At 55.8% G+C, this 17,458-nt stretch carries 22 protein-coding genes; 17 read left to right on the forward strand and 5 right to left on the reverse strand.

Features of this window, described 5'->3' with window-relative positions; all coding sequences use genetic code 11:
* Nucleotides 1–6 precede the first annotated feature (6 nt).
* From INT33_RS00365 to INT33_RS21065, 8 genes are all read left to right on the forward strand, one after another.
* Nucleotides 7–312: a hypothetical protein gene (locus INT33_RS00365; protein ID WP_193090858.1), complete on the forward strand. Its 306-nt coding sequence runs from the start codon at nucleotides 7–9 to the stop codon at nucleotides 310–312.
* 21 nt (nucleotides 313–333) lie between these two features.
* A complete protein-coding gene (locus tag INT33_RS00370) occupies nucleotides 334–651 on the forward strand; it encodes a head-tail connector protein (RefSeq protein WP_193090859.1) in 318 nt (105 codons plus the stop codon).
* A complete protein-coding gene (locus INT33_RS00375; protein WP_193090860.1) occupies nucleotides 648–992 on the forward strand; it encodes a phage head closure protein in 345 nt (114 codons plus the stop codon). Before INT33_RS00370 ends, INT33_RS00375 begins: the two co-directional genes overlap by 4 nt.
* Before the next feature lie 197 nt (nucleotides 993–1,189).
* On the forward strand, nucleotides 1,190–1,768 hold the full coding sequence (locus INT33_RS00380; protein WP_193090861.1) for an HK97-gp10 family putative phage morphogenesis protein: 579 nt from the start codon (nucleotides 1,190–1,192) through the stop codon (nucleotides 1,766–1,768).
* 2 nt (nucleotides 1,769–1,770) lie between these two features.
* Nucleotides 1,771–2,136 (forward strand): DUF3168 domain-containing protein, encoded by a 366-nt coding sequence (locus INT33_RS00385; protein WP_193090862.1) that lies wholly within the window; start codon nucleotides 1,771–1,773, stop codon nucleotides 2,134–2,136.
* A gap of 11 nt (nucleotides 2,137–2,147) precedes the next feature.
* On the forward strand, nucleotides 2,148–2,642 hold the full coding sequence (locus INT33_RS00390; protein WP_193090863.1) for a phage tail tube protein: 495 nt from the start codon (nucleotides 2,148–2,150) through the stop codon (nucleotides 2,640–2,642).
* A complete protein-coding gene (locus INT33_RS00395) occupies nucleotides 2,639–3,094 on the forward strand; it encodes a phage tail assembly chaperone family protein, TAC (RefSeq protein ID WP_193090864.1) in 456 nt (151 codons plus the stop codon). The genes INT33_RS00390 and INT33_RS00395 overlap by 4 nt, the downstream gene beginning before the upstream one ends.
* A gap of 38 nt (nucleotides 3,095–3,132) precedes the next feature.
* Nucleotides 3,133–3,291, forward strand: a complete 159-nt coding sequence (locus INT33_RS21065) for a hypothetical protein (protein WP_456064848.1) — start codon at nucleotides 3,133–3,135, stop codon at nucleotides 3,289–3,291.
* Nucleotides 3,292–3,404: 113 nt separating this feature from the next.
* On the opposite strand, the gene INT33_RS00405 is transcribed toward INT33_RS21065, so the two are convergent.
* Complete coding sequence (locus INT33_RS00405; RefSeq protein ID WP_193090865.1) at nucleotides 3,405–3,620, reverse strand: hypothetical protein; 216 nt, start codon at nucleotides 3,618–3,620, stop codon at nucleotides 3,405–3,407.
* On the opposite strand from INT33_RS00405, the gene INT33_RS00410 reads away from it, so the two are divergent.
* From INT33_RS00410 to INT33_RS00450, 9 genes are all read left to right on the forward strand, one after another.
* Nucleotides 3,619–4,587: a phage antirepressor N-terminal domain-containing protein gene (locus tag INT33_RS00410; RefSeq protein ID WP_193090866.1), complete on the forward strand. Its 969-nt coding sequence runs from the start codon at nucleotides 3,619–3,621 to the stop codon at nucleotides 4,585–4,587. The genes INT33_RS00405 and INT33_RS00410 overlap by 2 nt on opposite strands.
* An 88-nt stretch (nucleotides 4,588–4,675) precedes the next feature.
* Nucleotides 4,676–5,071 (forward strand): hypothetical protein, encoded by a 396-nt coding sequence (locus INT33_RS00415; protein WP_193090867.1) that lies wholly within the window; start codon nucleotides 4,676–4,678, stop codon nucleotides 5,069–5,071.
* A gap of 56 nt (nucleotides 5,072–5,127) precedes the next feature.
* Nucleotides 5,128–7,554 carry a hypothetical protein gene (locus INT33_RS00420; RefSeq protein ID WP_193090868.1) on the forward strand — a complete coding sequence of 809 codons (2,427 nt, stop codon included), beginning with the start codon at nucleotides 5,128–5,130 and terminating at the stop codon, nucleotides 7,552–7,554.
* Nucleotides 7,554–8,045, forward strand: a complete 492-nt coding sequence (locus INT33_RS00425; protein ID WP_193090869.1) for a hypothetical protein — start codon at nucleotides 7,554–7,556, stop codon at nucleotides 8,043–8,045. The genes INT33_RS00420 and INT33_RS00425 overlap by 1 nt, the downstream gene beginning before the upstream one ends.
* A gap of 68 nt (nucleotides 8,046–8,113) precedes the next feature.
* Nucleotides 8,114–10,363: a hypothetical protein gene (locus tag INT33_RS00430; RefSeq protein ID WP_193090870.1), complete on the forward strand. Its 2,250-nt coding sequence runs from the start codon at nucleotides 8,114–8,116 to the stop codon at nucleotides 10,361–10,363.
* A 12-nt stretch (nucleotides 10,364–10,375) separates the two neighbouring features.
* Nucleotides 10,376–11,140, forward strand: coding sequence for a hypothetical protein (locus INT33_RS00435; RefSeq protein WP_193090871.1), 765 nt, complete (start codon nucleotides 10,376–10,378; stop codon nucleotides 11,138–11,140).
* Nucleotides 11,140–11,634 carry a DUF1833 family protein gene (locus tag INT33_RS00440; RefSeq protein ID WP_193090872.1) on the forward strand — a complete coding sequence of 165 codons (495 nt, stop codon included), beginning with the start codon at nucleotides 11,140–11,142 and terminating at the stop codon, nucleotides 11,632–11,634. The genes INT33_RS00435 and INT33_RS00440 overlap by 1 nt, the downstream gene beginning before the upstream one ends.
* An 18-nt stretch (nucleotides 11,635–11,652) precedes the next feature.
* Complete coding sequence (locus INT33_RS00445; RefSeq protein WP_193090873.1) at nucleotides 11,653–12,039, forward strand: hypothetical protein; 387 nt, start codon at nucleotides 11,653–11,655, stop codon at nucleotides 12,037–12,039.
* Nucleotides 12,029–14,689 carry a host specificity factor TipJ family phage tail protein gene (locus INT33_RS00450; RefSeq protein WP_193090874.1) on the forward strand — a complete coding sequence of 887 codons (2,661 nt, stop codon included), beginning with the start codon at nucleotides 12,029–12,031 and terminating at the stop codon, nucleotides 14,687–14,689. The genes INT33_RS00445 and INT33_RS00450 overlap by 11 nt, the downstream gene beginning before the upstream one ends.
* 18 nt (nucleotides 14,690–14,707) lie before the next feature.
* On the opposite strand, the gene INT33_RS00455 is transcribed toward INT33_RS00450, so the two are convergent.
* The 4 genes from INT33_RS00455 to INT33_RS00470 form a co-directional block, all read right to left on the reverse strand.
* On the reverse strand, nucleotides 14,708–15,049 hold the full coding sequence (locus INT33_RS00455) for a hypothetical protein (RefSeq protein ID WP_193090875.1): 342 nt from the start codon (nucleotides 15,047–15,049) through the stop codon (nucleotides 14,708–14,710).
* A gap of 61 nt (nucleotides 15,050–15,110) precedes the next feature.
* The gene (locus INT33_RS00460) at nucleotides 15,111–16,385 is read right to left on the reverse strand and encodes a Y-family DNA polymerase (RefSeq protein WP_193090876.1); all 1,275 of its coding nucleotides are present in this window, start codon (nucleotides 16,383–16,385) and stop codon (nucleotides 15,111–15,113) included.
* On the reverse strand, nucleotides 16,382–16,831 hold the full coding sequence (locus INT33_RS00465) for a LexA family protein (protein WP_193090877.1): 450 nt from the start codon (nucleotides 16,829–16,831) through the stop codon (nucleotides 16,382–16,384). Before INT33_RS00465 ends, INT33_RS00460 begins: the two co-directional genes overlap by 4 nt.
* A complete protein-coding gene (locus tag INT33_RS00470) occupies nucleotides 16,828–17,061 on the reverse strand; it encodes a DUF1654 domain-containing protein (RefSeq protein WP_193090878.1) in 234 nt (77 codons plus the stop codon). The genes INT33_RS00465 and INT33_RS00470 overlap by 4 nt, the downstream gene beginning before the upstream one ends.
* Between the last annotated feature and the right edge of the window lie 397 nt (nucleotides 17,062–17,458).

The raw sequence follows: 17,458 nt of genomic DNA on the forward strand, positions 1-17,458 counted from the left end.
CCGACGATGGATATAACAGCACTCAAAACCTTTAACGGCACGAAAGAAGAAGGCTTAGTTAGAGCGGGTCAGCCAATGAATGACGTTGAGCCGAGCCGAGCGAAAGACCTAATTCTTTTAGGGCTGGCTTCTCAGTATGTAACGAAGCCAGTTGAGCCTGAAACCAAAGCTGCCGCTGCTACCAACGCCAATGCCGATCAGCAGACCGCTGACGAAAAGGCCAAGGCCGATGCCGCCGCTAAAGCCGCCGCCGATGAAAAAGCGAAGGCAGACGCAGCAGCCAAGGCCACCAAAGCCCCGGCCAAAAAATAACCCCCGCGCTCGGTGCCCACCATGCTAGATCTCGAAATCATCAAACAGCAGTGCCGCATCGAGCCGGACGAATCCGAAGAAGATGCGCTGCTGGAAACCTACTCGAACGCCGCCCGCCGGTACGTCGAGAACTACACCGATCGGTTGCTGTTTGAAACGCCGGAAGCGGCGGCCGCTGCCATCGTCAATGGTGTTATCGCACCGCTGGTTCTGGACGACGACATCACTACCGCCATGCTGGTTTACATCGCCTACCGGTTTGAAGATCGCCAAGGCGAGAAGCCACTCCCCCCGGCAGTGAATGAGATCCTGTGGCCATACCGGAGGCTAGGCGTATGAGAGCCGGAAAACTCCGCCACCGCTGCACCGTCGAGCGCCCAGCCCAAGTCCAGGACGAAGACTCCGGCGAAATGGTCGACGGCTGGGAAGTGGTCGACAAAGCCTGGATGGCCATCGAACCCCTCAGCGTGCGCGGCTTCATCGCCGCCAACGCTGCGCAGTCAGAAGTAAAAGGCCAGTTGGTGATGCGCTTCAACGCGGGCGAGCGCATGGGCATTGATAGCACGATGCGGGTGCGCAAGGGCCGGTACATCTACAACATCGAAGGCGTGCTGCCCGATAAAGACAGCGGACGGGAGTACCTAACCATGCCGTATAGCGAGGGCGTAAACGATGGATAGCCATATTTACAAGCCCGGCCACGGGCGCTTCAAAGTCTATGTAAATGGTCGGCGGCTTTCGCGTTGCTTTCATGCAGATACGAAACGGGGCATAGCCGATGCGTTTGCGACTGACAAAGATGGGCGCGTAAAGCTACACAAATACCGCAAGCGAGCTCTCTCAAAGCGCTATCGCGGCAAGGTCGAAGTAGTGCCGTATGACTGACCCTGTTGCCCTAAACGTAGACGGCCTTGAACCGCTGCTCGCCCGCATGGACAACATCGGCTACGACTTACGCAAGAAAGGGGGCCGCTTTGCCATGCGCAAAGCCGCCAACCTGATACGGGATCGCGCCCGGCAGAATGCGCAAGCGATTGATGATCCCAGTACGGCCAACAGCATCGCCGACAACATCGTCGTGAGGTTCTCCCCGAAGGACTTCAGGCAGCGTGGAGACTTGGTTTTCCGAGTTGGCGTGCTGGGTGGCGCTAAAGGTTACGCGGCTGCCAGCGGCGAGGTGAAAGGAAAGGGTAAGGAAAACCCTGGCGGTGATACCTACTACTGGCGCTTTATCGAATTTGGCCGTGGTCCAGTAAAAGCGCCAGAAGGCGAGAATCTGGCTAACGCTCAAAGTGGCGAGTTCTTCGGCGGAGATGTTGGCCCAGCTCCGGCGCAGCCCTTCATGCGCCGCGCGCTTTCAGAAAACATTCAAGACGCCACGAATGAATTTATCAACCAGTACAACAAGTCACTTGACCGCGCCCTGAAGAAGCAAGCCAGAGAAGCCGGAGCCTAGCCATGCCGCCCCTGTTCAAAGTCTGCGCCGCTGACGCGGGGGTTACCGCATTGCTCGGAGTCAGCCCCACCCGGCTGTTCCCGTTCGATGACGCGCCCCAAAACGTCGCTAAACCCTACGCCGTTTTTCAGGTGCTCAACGGCCTCCCAGAGAACTACCTCGATGAACCGCCTGACATTGACGAGTGGAATATTCAGGTAGACATCTACGCCGACAGCGTAAAGAGCGCCACGGAAGTTCTGCGCGCTCTTCGGCGGGCGCTAGAGCCCCACTGCTATATCACTCGCCTGGGTAGGACTGGCACTGAGCCCCGTACCCAGCTTAAAACCACCGGCTTTGATGTGAGCTGGTCATACACCACCCAGTAGAGGATCAACTCATGCTGACCAAAGGCACAAGCGTATTTTTCCGCCACCCAGATACTGGCGCGATCGTACGCCTAAAGCGCTGCACCGCGTTCAATCCTGGCTCAAGCCCGAAAACCCAGATCGACGATACCGACCTGGAAGAAACCGAAGCGATGCAGTACAGCGCCGGGCTGGCGCAGCCGGGCCAAGGCAGCTTGTCTATCAACGCTGACCCCAACGAGCCATCGCACCTGATCCTGCAGGAGATGGCCGAAGGCGGCAAAACGCCCACCATCGACTGGTTCATCGGCTGGTCAGACGGCGCGCCCAGCATTGAACCTACTGTATCAGGCGATGAAGTCACGCTGCCCGCCACGCGCACCTGGTACACCTGCCGGGCCTATGCATCTGACTTCCCGTTTGACTTCCAGCTCAACGCCAATGTCACGGTTGCCGGCGCGCTCCAGCGTAGCGGCCGTGGTCACTGGCAGCCCAAAACATCCCCGGCCCCAGGTGAAGACGCATGAAGCTATCCATTGAAGCCCTGGCCGCCCACGGCGGCTTTGTATCCCGCCAGGCCGTAGAGAAAAACATCAAGTGGACGCACGAAGGCCAGGAGTTCACCGCTACTGTTAACGTGCTGCCGCTCTCCTACGTGACAGCCAAGAGTGACATCATCGCCCGCCAGATCGACGGTGACCCGCTCGCGGGGCGCATTGCCTGCTGCATCGTTAACGACGACGGCACGCCCGTATTCACAGTGGCAGACATCACCGGTGAAGCAGATCCAGAACGCGGCCCGCTCAATGCCCCGCTGACCAATGAACTGCTACGTGTGATTGGTGAAGCGAGCAGCCTGGGAAAGCTCCCGGCGAGCTCACCGACGAAGATGAAATCTGGCACGAGCTCGTCCTCAACGGCATCGGCGGGAACACGATCGCGGAAGCGCAAAGCACCCTCAGCTACCCAGAGTTCCTAGGCTGGGTCGCGTTCCGCCAGAAACGGGGGAGCCTGCACCTGGGCATGCGCCTTGAGCGGGCAGCGGCTCAGATCGTCTGCCAGCAAGCCAACATGCACCGCAAGCAGGGTGCCCCAGCCATAAAGCTACATGAGCTCATGCCGCACGCTGATCAGCCTGAAGTGACGATGGAGCAGGCCAAAGAGGATTGGGGCTGATTATCCATACACCCCTAACGAGACAATTTAAAACGGAGCCCACAGCCCCCATAATACGCAGGCAGCTTGACGGCTGCGCCTTCTTGGGCCAACATTCCCTTGCCGCTGCAAAATCAGCGGCTCGGGCTTGGCCGCTCGGAACGAGTACAGGGCGCAGCAACAGCGCTTAACAGCGCTTTTTTTATGCCTGTTATGGCGGGCTGCGTGGGGATACCTTCGGGTATGCCGGTCTCCTTGTACGCCGGTCGGCCAACCCCGCGCAGTTCGCCACCTTCTTTTTGGCCGAAGTCGTGGCGAACTCCTAAACCCAGTACAAGGAGTTTAACCATGACAACTATCACCGCTTCACCCGTTTCTATTGATTTCCATGGCGCTGCTATTCCGACGTTCAATCTTCTTGGAATTGTTCGTGTGGCTATGCGGCCCATTTGTGACGCGATTGGCATTGAGTGGCATGGCCAGCGTCAGCGGATTAACCGTAACCCTGTATTAAAGACCTGCGCGGTTATCATAACCTCGCAGCTTCCTGGCGATACCCAACGCCGCCAGTTCCTGACTATCCCGCTGAGTAAGCTGAATGGCTGGCTTTTTGGCGTTGACGCTAGCCGCGTCAAACCCGCTATCCGTGAAAAGCTCATTGAGTATCAGGAAGAGTGCTTCGAGGTGCTCAGCGACTACTGGCAAAAAGGTGAGGCCACCAACGCACGCCAGGAAACACTTTCCGGCACCACGATCGGTACAGACGGTTTCCGCTGCCTCGCCGCCGTAGTCGATGGAAAACTCAACCGGCTGCCCGCCGCTATCCGCCGCAGTGCCAAAAGCCACCTATGGCAGCAAGTGCACAAAGCGTTCAGCGTCGTCAGTGCCGAAGACATTCCCGTTGAGCAGATGGACAGCGCCCGCAACTTCGTCGCGGCCTACGCCATCGAAGGCGACTACATCAGCCGCCAGGAACAGCCCGCGCCGGTGCCGGTCACCGCGCAGCCAGCCATTCACTACCCAATGGAATATTGGCCGCACATCAATGCGCGGATGCGCAACGATTGGGCCAGCGAATTGCCCACGCTTGAAAAAGACCGCCGCTGGGTAAGGGCAGAACACCTGTATGGAGAAAGCGCCCCCTCGCCAACGCTTCATTTGCTGGCGCAACTCAAGCTAGCCGGTTTCGATGTCTCTTGCTGCCGGGCCGAAGTGCAGGCCATGCGCCACCACATCGAAGTGGCCGCTTCCACGCGCCGGGAAATTGAACGGATGTTGAGCTACGCGCCGTCGTTAAGGATCAGTGTCGCCCGCTGACGCGCTAGTCAAACTTAGCTAAGTGCGGTACGTTCCCTGTTGAGGCAACTCAACGGGGAGCTTGTCGTGAACCTAAATGGTGAGGCTAGTGATTAGAAAAATAACTGGCAGCTTGGCAGTGGTTATATTGATAGCAGGGTGCTCTACTCCGCAGAAGGCAGCTGTTAATGAAGCTGCTAAACCGTCTCGTCCAGAATTAGTGCGGGTCGAAATCGACCCGGAAAGAATTCAGGAGGCACAAGAAGCTGTAAGAGGGATTCTTAAAGACCCAGAATCAACGATGTTTCGCAATGTATATGGAGCATCAACTACAGGCCCTGGCGCTATAGAGACTGTTTGTGGTGAGTTCAATTCAAAAAATAGTTATAGCGGGTATGTTGGCTTTGCTCCTTTTGCCTACTCGCAAGGGAAGCCATACATCTGGCGCGACACAAAAAGCTTCAATGCTGAAAATGCCATGATTGAGCTATCTTGCGATAGATAATTTTAAAATCAAATAATGACCCGCTCCGGCGGGTTTTTTTACGCCTGGAGAAAAGTATGTCCGTGAAATCCCTGGGGCGGCTCACGCTCGATATGGTGCTGCAGACGGGCAACTTTTTAGGCCCGATGGACAAGGCCGGCCGCCAGACGAAGCGCACCACTAAGAGCATGGTAGCCGACTTCAAAAAGGTGGCCCTAGGCGTGGCCGCCACGGGCGCGGCGGCGGCAACAGCGGCGGCCGGAGGCATTGCGGCGCTCACTAAATCTGGAATGGATGCCCTGGATTCCCAGGCGAAACTAGCGCGCTCCATGGGCGGCACCATCGACGGCCTGCGCGCCCTCAACATCGCCGCATCGGATGCAGGTATCGATGGGGTAGAGGCATCGCTCAACCGCATGAACCGCCGCCTGGGCGCGGTAGAAATGAACGGCGGACCAGCTCTTAAAACCGTTGAGCGCCTAAACCTGAACCTGCGCGAAATGCGCGACATGGACGTCGACGAGAAAGTCGCTTACTTGGCCGACCGTATTCAGGACTACGGCGGCTCGGCGCAGGAGTCAGCGCGCCACTTGCAGCAGCTCGGCTTCGAGCAGAAGGCAGCTACACAGCTTTTCCTGGATGGCGGGGACGCTATCCGCAACGCCCGCAAGGAAGTAGACGAGTTTGGCTTATCGGTATCAATGGTCGAAGTGGCCGCGATCGAGGCGGCAAACGATGAAGTAAGCCGCTTCGGCCGCCTGGCAGAATCTACCCGAAACTCGCTCGCCGTAGAGCTGGCGCCGATCATCTTGGCCGTGGCCAAGGGTATCAATGATGCGGCTAAAGAAATGGGCGGAATGCAAACAGCGGTACAGCGCGGCGTAGAAACATCGCTAATGTACACCGGACGCTTTCTTGATGCTGTCTGGGACATTGACCGCATGATCCAGACGGCGGGCGTTAGCACCCGTGAGTTTGCGCTGACGGTCATCAGAAGCATGGCGCAAGCGGCAACAGCGATCATTGAAGGGCCAGTAAATGCCATCAACGGCATGATCACCCAGGCTAATAAGCTGCCGTTGGTCAGCTTGGAATTTGTCGGCCAGCCTGATCTGGCTTTCGACATGCGCGAGCAAGTGGAGAATTTAGAAGCGGCAATAGTAAGCGCTCAAGCAGAGCTGTTGGCCCTGGAAAGCGGCACGGCACCGTCGAAGCGATTAGAGGCATTTATTCAGCAGGCCCGCCAAGCCGCCGCTGAGCTGGGAGCCATCACGTCGAGCACCGATGATGACGATGACGACGATGACAAGGTAAAGGCCATCAACAAGAACGCTGATGCTATTGCCAAGCAGATTGCAGTGCTGGAACGCCAGGTGAAGACCCTTGGAATGGCCGAAGACGCCGCCAAACTCTGGGAGCTGGCGCAGGATGGCGCGACAGATGCGCAGCTGGCCGCAGCTCGCACGGCACTTGAAGCAGTGGCCGCCTATGAGGCTAGCGAAAAAGCCGCAGATGATTACAAGTCCCTCTTGGAAGAGCTGCGCACCACCGAGGAAAAGCTGACGGCTCAGGTGGCAGAACGCCTAGCCGTGCTCGATGCCGCTAACGTTGCGGGCGAAGAGTATGCAGAGGTAGCCGCCAAAATTGCCGCCGCAGGATTTTCCGACGCCCCGGAATACGGCGGACTAGATGCCACGATAGGCGGCGCCTTCGGTGAGCTGAACAAGATCGCAGAAGCCGAGGAAAAGCTCCAGGAGTGGTATAGCACCCAACTGGAAATGCTCGACGAGTACCGCAAAAGCCGCGCCGATTTAACAGAACAATGGGACGAACAAGAGCGGGCGCTGAAAGAAGAGCACGAAAACGAGCTAGCGCGTATTGAAAAGGCCCGCCAAATCGCCCAGTTGGCAGGTGCAGAAAGCTTGTTTGGCGACATGGCCAGCATCACCAAGGCGTTCGCCGGTGAGCAAAGCGGCATTTACCGGGCCATGTTCGCTGTGGAAAAGGCGTTCGCTATTGCATCATCGATCGTATCCATCCAGCAAGGTATCGCAAGTGCCGCCTCGCTGCCGTTCCCGGCCAATATCCCCGCCATGGCAAGCGTAGCTGCTGCCACGGCGGGCATCGTCACAACGATTCAAGGCACCGATATAGGGCAGGCCCATGACGGCTGGGACAGTATTCCAGAGACTGGCTCTTACTATTTGAAGAAAGGTGAGCGCGTCAGCACAGCCGAAACAAGCGCCAAAATGGATAGCACGCTGGCGCAAACCGACGCGATGATGGCCAGGGTGGAAAGCCAGATTAACAGGCCAGGGGATAGTGGCGGAGCTATTACCATCAACCAGATCGAAGACCGCAACCGCGCCGGCCAATTCGAAGAACGCACCGGCCCCGACGGTGCCCGCTACATCGATATGTTTGTAGCCAATATCTTTGCCGACGGCAAAGCCCACAAAGCGCTGCAGGCGAAATATGGGCTCTCAACCAAGGCGACTAACTAATGGCAGAAATAGACTTCCCCGCCGGGTTGAAAACGCCGCTCCAGGCGGATTACGGCCTGCAGCATGTGGATGCCAACGTGCGCACGCGAATGGCGTCTGGGCGCACACGCTCGCGGCAACAGTTCACCTACACCCCGACCCGCGTCAACGTGCAGTGGCTGTTCCCCGCCGGGCAGGCCCAGCTTTTCGAGGCCTGGTACTGGGCGCCGTATAACCGTGACGCTCCCAATAAAGGCGGCATCCAGGGCGGGACGCTGCCGTTCAACACGAAGCTACGCACCCCGATAGGTCTGCGCGTTTATGAGGACGTTTCGTTCACGGACGTGTATAGCGGCCCCGTGCTGGTAGGCGGCAAGTTCTGGCGCTTCACCGCCACGTTGGAAATCGCCAAGCGCCCGGTACTGCCGCCAGCCGATCTGGAGTATCCGGAAGAGATTCTGTACTCAAGCTTGTTTGACATAACGATGAATAAGCACTGGCCCAAGCCGTGACCTAACCACTACCTCACTTTCCCCAGACCGCCCGCAAGGCGGTTTTTTTGTGCCTGGAGATAAATAACATGGCCGATTTTGACCCCGCGAGCGAACCACTCGGCACTGCCGATCCCCGGGTTCGGGATTTAAATACCCGCAACTTAGACCGTGGCGTAAATAGCAGCGAGATGAAGTGGGTGAATCGCTTTGGCGAGGAGCAAGCAACGCTACGCGCTGGATCGATCGCTTCGCAAGAGGTTGTGGATACTGCAGCGCAGGCAAAGCAGAACATCGAGGAGCAGGTTGATGGGCTTCGCGATGAAGTTGATGGACGACTGAATGGCATCCTAATTGCTGGTGGGCGTATTTTCGATAGCGAGGCTCAGGGACGTGCTGCTGTTAGTAATGATCAGTATTTCTACGCCGCCAGCGATGATCCAAACGTAAGCAAAACGCTTTGGCAGCGGGTTAACAGCAGTTCTAGTCGCTTTATAGCAGATGACCCTAGCGCGGAGTTTATAGCAGGTATCGAGTCAGCTCAGTATGTCGCAATCGATAAGGCATCTGAGCCTGACGTTTTATCTGGCGAGTTTTACAACGGCGATGATGAGTTCGTTCCTGTGATTACCGACAGCCAAGGCAATTCACTATTTGCCTTGGATGAGAACGGTTTCCCAATAGCTGCCTTGGGCGGGGAGTTCTATGGCGACTCTGATGGTTTCGAGTGGGACTTTGCGGCGCTCAATGCAGAGGGTGAAATTATCTATGCCACGCTTGACGGCCGTGTCGTTGATCGCTGGGGTTATGAGTTTTACAACTCTGACGAAACGGCTGCTGAGCTCTCGTTTGTCGATGAGTCAGGCAAGCAGCTTTTAGCGTGGGATGAGAGCGGTGAACCTTTAAATCAAGGCGTGACTTCCGGCGAGCAACCTCTTATTCCCTACCATTCAGACGATATGATTTTTGGCATGGGAGCCACTGCAAAGGCACTGGCCAGCGTTGAAGGTTTTGAGGTGTTTGCATTATCGCCCGGCAATGATCGCCATGTGCGAGCAGTGATTGATTCCCCAATGATCGATGCTAAACGCACGGTAGCAGCAGGCGGCGGTCTTCTAATTCCCGATTGCAACCGAACACTACACGCTAGAATTGGGATAGGGCAATCGCTGGTAGTCGGCGCTACCGCCGCGCCCACGCTGGTAAGCATTGATCCGATCTTTCCTGATGAAGCGCTGATGTTCGAGTCAGGTGCCAACAGTGATGTTCGTATGGGCCTAGAAACTCAGGGTGAGCAACCGGTTCTTGACCCGCGCTCCCTGACGGGCTTTGCCCCGCTAGTTGCTCGGGTAGGGCAAGGCCCAGGTTCGCGCGGCGAAACGATTATGGAGTCTAGCGCAAACGAGCTGACGAGGCAGGCGCGAGAGCTTGGGGCGAGCTTTCGTAGCCTTTCCTTTACCGCTGGACAGGGCGCGACGAACTATCAGGGGCTTAAGAAGGGCTCGCAGGTATATGAAAATATGCTTGAAGCCATCCAGCGCGCGGTTGATTTAGCCGCCGAAAAAGGCTGGCGGCTGGTCGTAGATGCCTGCGTCCTCAAGCACGGCGAAGCCGATAACACGAACGCCAATTACTTTAACGACCTCATCGAGTGGCAAAACGATATTGATGCGGATGTTAAAGCCATAACCGGGCAAGCCGGTGATGTCCCGTTCCTAATGGCGCAGCCGAGCTCATTCTATAGCGCGTTCGATTCAGTTATTGCGATGGTGAAGGCTAACAATGAAAGCCCGCGCCACCACCTAACAGGCCCAGATTATCCCTTTAGCGATGAGTATTTTACGGATCTACTGCACTTCAAAGGCCCGGGTTATTACTTGATTGGAGAGCAAGTCGCTCGTGCCCACAAGCAGGCGCTTTGGTCATCCGCTAAAACCAGCCGAATTATAGAAATTATCGGAGCTAACATCGCTGGCACGGTGGCGACTGTGTCGCTATCCGTTCCCACTCCTCCCCTTGTTATCGACACAACAACGGTGCGCGCTCAAGTAAACCACGGCTTCAACGTCTACGACGATGCTGGAGAGTTGGGCGTTACAGACGTGCGCATTACTGACGATGGCAGTTCTAACGGCATCGCAATCGTTGAGCTAACACTTTCTGATTCATCCAGCGGTCAGGGCGAGCGGGTGGACTATGCCCTGGTAGGGCATAGCGGCACGCGCAGCGTAGACACAATACCTCGGGGCAATATTCGAGATAGCGCGAAGGATGTCAGTTCACTGGATGGCAGGCCGCTATACAACTGGGCAGTTCACCAACGTTTCACTATTAATTAAGAGGATTTATCTATGCGTCGTTACCAAATGCTACAAGGTGTCCAGGTTCCTAACAGCAACCTTCCATCTATTGAAATTACCCCGGAAGGACGGGCGATGGGTGCGATCCCGTTCTGGAATACGCTGCTTGATCCTGACTATGTGTCTGATAATAAAATCAGAAACCGGGCAATAAAAGCGACTTTGCAGAACAATGAAGATCCGGGTACTTATACCTTTTCAAGTTTCGCCAATGGCGCCCGTGCATTCAATTATCCGAGCGGTAGTGAAAATCTTCTCCGCTCGCTTTCAAGCACAGATATTAACCCTGAACGCTGGACAGTGTTTGTAGTGCAGCGGCCCAACTCAGATGCGGCTCAGGCGCGAGAGGTGCTTCGGTCAATCGATAGTGCACCGGCTGACGAATTCTCACCGCGTATGGGTATTAATACCGCCAATAGCCGTGCTTCGATTTATAAAAGCAGTTCTGACGCTACCCTGCGATTGGGCTACACGCCGCCAGTGAATTACAACAATCGTACCGTGTTACTGATGTTTACGTTCTCTGTGGAGCGCGGTCTGGCTATCTTTGAGGATGGCGTGCTCGGCGCCGCCGCGCCCAACGAAACTCAACCGTTCACGTTTGGTTATCAAGCGGGCGCTGTAGGCTGGAATCGACAAATGGCGGGTTTGGTAGGCATGGCTGGATTGCTGGATGCCGATCTTTCTGCGCCTGAAAACGCTGGGTACCGCCGTTCTATTGAACGTTTCTTGATGACTAAGTATGGCATCAACTAATGACCTACCTAGCCACCGTCAACGCCTCGGCACCCGCCGGGGTAGTCAAAATCCCAACCCTGGAGCTTAGTCGCCCCGATCGCATTGATCCGCTGCGCACCTGTGTGGGCTATGAAGACCAGCAGGCCGGGCTGGAAACAGGCGAGATAGTGACGTTTACTGCCTCCGGCATGGCCGTCGCGATACCCAAGCGCGGCGACAGCGGTCAACAGAACCTGACGTTTGCCGTTGAAAACGTCATGGGCGTGGCGCAGCGCTTCATTGATGAAGGCTTGGAGCACGGCCAGCCGATCGACGTGACCTACCGGCTATATCTCTCGACCGACATGAGCGCGCCGGCAGAACCGCCGCTGCGTTTCAAACTGGTGGATGGTGTTTTCGAGGGCTCCCACGTCGAGGTCATCGCCAGCTACATGGCTGTCATCATGCAAGAGTTTGTCAGCCGTCGTTATACCGCCTCTTTTGCCCGTGGCTTGAAGTACATCAGCCGCTAGCTCTTTCAGGAAAACCCCATGATTGAACACTATCTCGACTGCCGACACGAGTTCGGCGGGCGTGGCCCCACTGCGTTTGATTGTTGGGGTCAGGTACGCGATGTGCGCGCTAACGTCTTTGGCTGGGAGTGGTTGCCCAGCTACGGCGCTATTGCTGATGGCGATAAGCGCGCGTTTACCGATGCGTGCGTCAAAGAGCGAGTCGCCTTCCAGGAAGTGGCCGCCACACCGGGGGCAATCGCAACGGTATGGCGGCACCGGCTATGCGTGCATGTCGGCATAGTGGTGCTAGTCGACGGCATATTAGCCGTGCTTGAAACCAACCCGGGCAGCGGCCCCCGCTGGCTATCGGTAGCGGATTTTGAACGGCAATACCTTAAGGTGATTTACTACCATGACCGTTAATGTCTACCCCTCAACACTGCCTGGCGAGCCGATAGAGCGGCATCAGGTGAGCGGTATTACGCTCAAGCAGTGGCTACGCGAAAACGCCCCCGGCTGCCTGGAAGGCAAGGGCGATGCACGGCCGATCAGCGCAGCGATCAATGGGCAGGTGATCCCGCCAGCAGAGTGGGGCGAGCTTATGCTACGCCATGGTCTGGATGTGGATCTGCGTGTACAGCCTCAAGGCCTGGAAGGCGCGCTGCTGGCCGCCGTCATTGCGGGCGTAGTCGCGGCCGCGTCGGCATTTCTGCTCAAGCCCAGTATCCCTGGGGTTAATAGTGGTGAATCTTCTCAGGGCGCCCGGCTGCTGGAAGCCAGCGCACAGGGAAACCAGCCAAAGCTGGGCGAAGTAATCCCCGACCAAGCCGGACGCTGCAAGAAAACACCGGACTACCTGACCGCCCCTGTGCGCCGCTTTGTCGATCAGCGCTCCCAGTCGCTTTACCTGTTTTTCTCCCTGGGGCTGGGGCATTTCGAACGCAACACCGACGACCTAATGATTGGCTCCACGCCGGTCAACTCGCTGCCAGGTGTGAGCTACCAGTTTTTCGAGCCAGGCGAAGACGTCAGCGATCACCCGGCAACGCAGAACTGGTACAACGCACCGGAAGTGGGCGCGTCTACTGGGTCGTCAGGGCTTCGGCTGCGTGGCGTGAGTGTTGAAAATGCAGAGTACCAGGGAGCCAGTAAAACAGAAGGCGCCACGCTGTTTATAAACAGTGAGTTGCCAAGCAGCTGGATGGGTGACATTCGTCTTGTCGTTAACTTGCTTCAATCTATAACGGTAGGAAGCAACCGAACCTCCTTCTTTGGGGATTTTAGGCACCTGTCAGCAGGGGTTCTAGTAACCCTTCAAGGCACTATCCTTGCGGGTATTTACCGGGTTCGCTCTGTTACCTCGGGCGGCATGCTGCTTGAAGACCGTAATAGTGGAGCGCTACTAAGCAACTTTCCACCCGGCGACTACAGCGTATATATCGACCGTACCGGCGCTAACTACGGCGTAGCTGAGCGTATAGAGGATCGCCGCGGCGTAGTCATGCAACGCTACTTGTCTGACGGTGCCATCGACAGCACGTGGAGTGCTTTTCCTGAGATCGAGCTTACGCAAGTCATCGTGCGCCCGAGTGACGCTACACCCGCCAGCTTATGGACAGGCCCATTTGCGGCCACACCCTCAAGCGAAAAGACTACCAGGATTCAGTGGGATATTTTTTGCCCCAATGGGCTAGGTTACATCGAAGATGACGGGACGATTAGCGAGCGATCGGTTGATGTGGAGCTGGAGTGGAGCGACCCCAATGGTGGATCAGGCTCTATTGTAAAAACCGTTACGGGCGCCACGCGTGATCAAATCGGATGGACGTTCGAAACGGATATTCCCTCATCATCGCCCAGCGTCAGGCAGCGCCGCTTAACGCTGGAAGACACCAGTACCCAGGCGCTTGATCGGATTGAGTGGTACGGCTTGCGCTCACTGCTGCCAACAAACACTAGCTACGATGGCGTTAGCACACTAGCGATGGTTATCAGCGGCTCCGATCTGATTGCATCGCAAACTGAAAACCAGATCAGCATCATTGATACCCGTAAGTTGCCCATTTGGGACGGTGCCCGGTGGACCGACGATCTGCATGCTACCCGTGATATAGCGCCATACGTTCGCTATATCGCCCACTCAAAGGGCTACACCGACGACGATATTGATATGCCCGAGCTGCTTCGGCTGCATGCGATATGGAAAGCGCGCCGCGACACGTACGACTTCATAACAAACACGTCAACGACCATGAAAGACGCGCTCAACACAGCGCTGCGCCCTGGCATGGCAGAAATCACTATCGAGCATGGCCGTTTACGCCCGGTGCGTGAAGCGCCACGCACCGTGCCCGAGCATAGATACAATATGTACACCCTGCAGAATATGCCCGGCGAGTTGCGCCGGAAATTCACAGGGCCACGTCCGGAGGATCCTGACGGCGTAGACGTGGAATACCTGGAAGAAAGCAGCTGGACGGTCGAGGTAGTGGAGTGCCGCTTGCCAGGTGATCAAGGTATCAGGCCAAAGAAAGTACGGCTCGACGGTGTGGGCAACCGCGACAAGGCATATCAAATCGGTATGCGTGAGCGATCACGTATGGCTTACCAGCGCTGGGAGTATGAATGGCAAACAGAGCTAGACGGCCTCAACTCCAAGTACAAAAGCTTCTGCGCCTTGGCCGATGACGTGCCCGGCTATGCCCGCTCTGCAATCCTGCTGGATGTTGATCAGATAGGCAGCGATACCCGTTTGCTTTCGTCTGAGCCGTTCGCCTGGGAAGAGGGTAAGAGCTACGTCATTGCCTGGCGCCGTCCAGACGGCACGCTCTCCGGCCCATATCCGGCACAGCGCGGCGGTAGTGACGACATCGTAATAGCGCAGATGGATGAAGTGCCGGTGATCTACAGCGACATGGAGCCACCGCACTTGCTGTGGGGCACGACTGAGCGCTGGTGTTATCAGGCTATTGTGGAGGACGTGGACCCGAATGGGTTTGATAGTGTGAGCTTGAAGGCACTCAACTACGATGCGCGGGTGTATGCGTATGATGATGCGGTAGCGCCTCCATAGGAGGCGCTTATAAAATGGTTAAGGTAAATCGCGCTTCTTGTTTTTATCGATAGTGAAATCCATATCGACGAGGGTATTACCCTTATGCTGTGCAATAGTTAAAACAGGTACAGCATCGCAAAACTCGCACCAAAAAAAGATGTTTAGCCCGTGCCGTCGAGTGCTTGGGTTTCCAGCCATTGAAGTATCTTGCACGGAACTTCCATTCTCGACTGTTACATGGATACCAGTTTTAGCATCTTCCTGTCTTTCGAAGATTTCGACGCGATCATGGTGTAAATAATTTCCTTTACAATTAGGGCATTGAAGCTCGGCGCCAAAGCCTTCGTCGTAACTCATTTCGTCAAACGTCGGTATCATGCAATGACCTCATGATTAGCAATTTTAAAATAGATTATCGCTTTCAATGATGGCCTGCAGTCTAGGTTTTGACCACTGGTATTTCATTCCACTTAGTCGTATACCTTGGCGTGCGATGCTCGCAACGTAGCTCCCAAGCGTTCTGTTTGCGGGGCATGCCAAGTCTAACAGTGCCTTTGCCGTGCTCGCGATTCAGCTTATCCAATGTAGCCATCAACCGCTCATTTCTTTCCCGCTTCTCGTCGCTCAAAGGCTCACCCAGCAAGCCTAACTGTTCATTATCATGGTCGCAGAGATCCATGAGCATAACGCCACACTTCTGATACATGATCCCCGTTTTGAATATCTGCTCAAGCCCAGCGCTTGCTGCGTGTATCAGGTCGCGGCTGTCGCAAGTTGCATGAGGCAGGGGAATAACAACGCTTTTACTGTAACTCGGTAGGTCCTGTCGGAACCTGTTCGTGCGCACAAACACCATAATCGCTTGAGCCAGGCCCGCTTGCTTGCGTAGCTTTTCACCAGCCCGGGCGGCATGCACTCTGACGGCTTCCTGCAAATCGGTTTTATTCTGTGTGAGTCTTCCAAACGAACGCGACACCATGATCTGTTTTTTAGGCTGCTGCATATCATCAAGCGGGATACAGTCAACGCCCTGCAGCTCGTAAACGATCCGCTCCATGACGACCGAGAAGTGTTTGCGCAAATGCTTTGGGTTGGCTTCTCTAAGCTGCCAAGCTGTCTCTATGCCCAGCGTATGCAGTCGCACAGCACTACGCCCAGCTACGCCCCAAATCTCAGTCACCGGCAGCTGTTCAAGGAAAGCACGGGTATCGTCGCTATCCGGCTCCATGATGGCAACGCCGTTAAAGTGGCTTTCCTTTTTGGCTCTGTGATTCGCGATCTTTGCCAGCGTCTTACTTGTGCTCAATCCGACGCTAACGGGTATGCCTGTATCGCGCTTAACCTGGCGGCGCATTAACTGGCAGCGATCGGCCAGCGTTTCAGGCTCGAATCCTTCAAAAGAAAGGAACGACTCATCGATTGAATACACATCAACGTGCGGTGTGTGCTGACTGAGCACGTCAGTAACCCGGCGGCTCATATCACCGTAGAGAGCGTAATTGCTAGAAAGGAGAATGCACTGGCGGCGAATGTGGGGGTCGATCTGGTGCGCAGGCATACCCATTGCTACGCCGAGCTGTTTGATTTCAGCTGATCGCGCGACGACACAGCCATCGTTATTCGACATCACCCCAACGGGCTTGCCTTCTAGCCGGGGCTGAAAGACCCGCTCACAACTGACGTAAAAATTATTGCAGTCGACGAGAGCGATCATACGGCGAACCCAGGCGCCAATGAATGAATATTGTGGGTGACGACGCCCCAGACTTCGCAGTCGCGGCCGGTGAGCGGGATCGGCTTAAAATTAGGGTTGGATGCGAACAGGTAAGGCCGGTTCCCCATTTTGCCGTATTTCTTGCAAGTCAGCTCGCCGTCAACACTCATGATCACGATATGCCCGGGCTTAGGCTCTATGGAGCGATCAACTACTAACAGGTCGTTGTCATAAATGCCGTCTCCTTCCATTGATGTGCCTTTTGCCCGCAGGAAATATGTCGCACTTGGATGCTGCACCAGGTGGGAAACTAGATCTAGCTCAGCCTCAAGGTAGTCATCAGCAGGAGAAGGAAAGCCGGTTCGTACAAACCCGCCAACTAACGGAATATTTAGCGCTGGCGCTGTCGTATCAACGCGGCCAAGGACAGTAAGATGCATGCTCATGCCATCGACTCCAGCGGGTTCCAGCGGATGCGCACTAGCTCACCGGCATCATCAAGCGGGGTCATGGTGACGTTCTCGACCGTATTCAGCTCGCTAAGCATGCGTTCCCAATCGTCTGTGCTGTCTTCGGGCTGGCGCTGAAGCTCCGCACAATTCTCAGACTGAGCTCGCGGGCTACCGATTTTACGCTGCACGCGCTGGATTAGCTGTTGATACGATTTTTCTGACATAAGCGCCTCCCTAAGTTGCTGGTTAGATATACAGTGTTATAGGGCGGAGTATAGTCAGGGGTAGCTACATAAATCTAGGGGCTGGTCGCAGTTTGGCCGCACACTGTGTGTAAACAATGTGCTGTGTGTAAGCCTAGTAAAAGGCTAACCGACTGATTTAGCAGCGAAGCACGGTGCAAGCGCGGCCCGCTGAAATTGCCGAAGCGGATTCAAAATCCGCCGCCTTTACGGGTGTGCCAGTTCGAGTCTGGCCACCGGCACCAAATTTTAGGGCTTAGCGTTTATCGCTAGGCCCTTTTTTGGTTTTGGCATTCCAGAAAAAAATGCCATGGAGCTTGAATAAAGATTTCTCATACCCGCATTGGTTCACACCATCACTGGCTCGACATCTAACATT

This window comes from Halomonas colorata (genome assembly GCF_014897985.1).
Classification (GTDB): Bacteria; Pseudomonadota; Gammaproteobacteria; order Pseudomonadales; family Halomonadaceae; genus Vreelandella; species Vreelandella colorata.

Excerpts from the sequence above, each read along its gene's own strand:
- INT33_RS00365 (WP_193090858.1), top strand. The coding sequence starts at position 7 with ATGGATATAACAGCACTCAAAACCTTTAACGGCACGAAAGAAGAAGGC.
- INT33_RS00370 (WP_193090859.1), top strand. The coding sequence starts at position 334 with ATGCTAGATCTCGAAATCATCAAACAGCAGTGCCGCATCGAGCCGGAC.
- INT33_RS00375 (WP_193090860.1), top strand. The coding sequence starts at position 648 with ATGAGAGCCGGAAAACTCCGCCACCGCTGCACCGTCGAGCGCCCAGCC.
- INT33_RS00380 (WP_193090861.1), top strand. The coding sequence starts at position 1,190 with ATGACTGACCCTGTTGCCCTAAACGTAGACGGCCTTGAACCGCTGCTC.
- INT33_RS00385 (WP_193090862.1), top strand. The coding sequence starts at position 1,771 with ATGCCGCCCCTGTTCAAAGTCTGCGCCGCTGACGCGGGGGTTACCGCA.
- INT33_RS00390 (WP_193090863.1), top strand. The coding sequence starts at position 2,148 with ATGCTGACCAAAGGCACAAGCGTATTTTTCCGCCACCCAGATACTGGC.
- INT33_RS00395 (WP_193090864.1), top strand. The coding sequence starts at position 2,639 with ATGAAGCTATCCATTGAAGCCCTGGCCGCCCACGGCGGCTTTGTATCC.
- INT33_RS00410 (WP_193090866.1), top strand. The coding sequence starts at position 3,619 with ATGACAACTATCACCGCTTCACCCGTTTCTATTGATTTCCATGGCGCT.
- INT33_RS00405 (WP_193090865.1), bottom strand. The coding sequence starts at position 3,620 with ATGGTTAAACTCCTTGTACTGGGTTTAGGAGTTCGCCACGACTTCGGC.
- INT33_RS00420 (WP_193090868.1), top strand. The coding sequence starts at position 5,128 with ATGTCCGTGAAATCCCTGGGGCGGCTCACGCTCGATATGGTGCTGCAG.
- INT33_RS00425 (WP_193090869.1), top strand. The coding sequence starts at position 7,554 with ATGGCAGAAATAGACTTCCCCGCCGGGTTGAAAACGCCGCTCCAGGCG.
- INT33_RS00430 (WP_193090870.1), top strand. The coding sequence starts at position 8,114 with ATGGCCGATTTTGACCCCGCGAGCGAACCACTCGGCACTGCCGATCCC.
- INT33_RS00435 (WP_193090871.1), top strand. The coding sequence starts at position 10,376 with ATGCGTCGTTACCAAATGCTACAAGGTGTCCAGGTTCCTAACAGCAAC.
- INT33_RS00440 (WP_193090872.1), top strand. The coding sequence starts at position 11,140 with ATGACCTACCTAGCCACCGTCAACGCCTCGGCACCCGCCGGGGTAGTC.
- INT33_RS00445 (WP_193090873.1), top strand. The coding sequence starts at position 11,653 with ATGATTGAACACTATCTCGACTGCCGACACGAGTTCGGCGGGCGTGGC.
- INT33_RS00450 (WP_193090874.1), top strand. The coding sequence starts at position 12,029 with ATGACCGTTAATGTCTACCCCTCAACACTGCCTGGCGAGCCGATAGAG.
- INT33_RS00455 (WP_193090875.1), bottom strand. The coding sequence starts at position 15,049 with ATGATACCGACGTTTGACGAAATGAGTTACGACGAAGGCTTTGGCGCC.
- INT33_RS00460 (WP_193090876.1), bottom strand. The coding sequence starts at position 16,385 with ATGATCGCTCTCGTCGACTGCAATAATTTTTACGTCAGTTGTGAGCGG.
- INT33_RS00465 (WP_193090877.1), bottom strand. The coding sequence starts at position 16,831 with ATGAGCATGCATCTTACTGTCCTTGGCCGCGTTGATACGACAGCGCCA.
- INT33_RS00470 (WP_193090878.1), bottom strand. The coding sequence starts at position 17,061 with ATGTCAGAAAAATCGTATCAACAGCTAATCCAGCGCGTGCAGCGTAAA.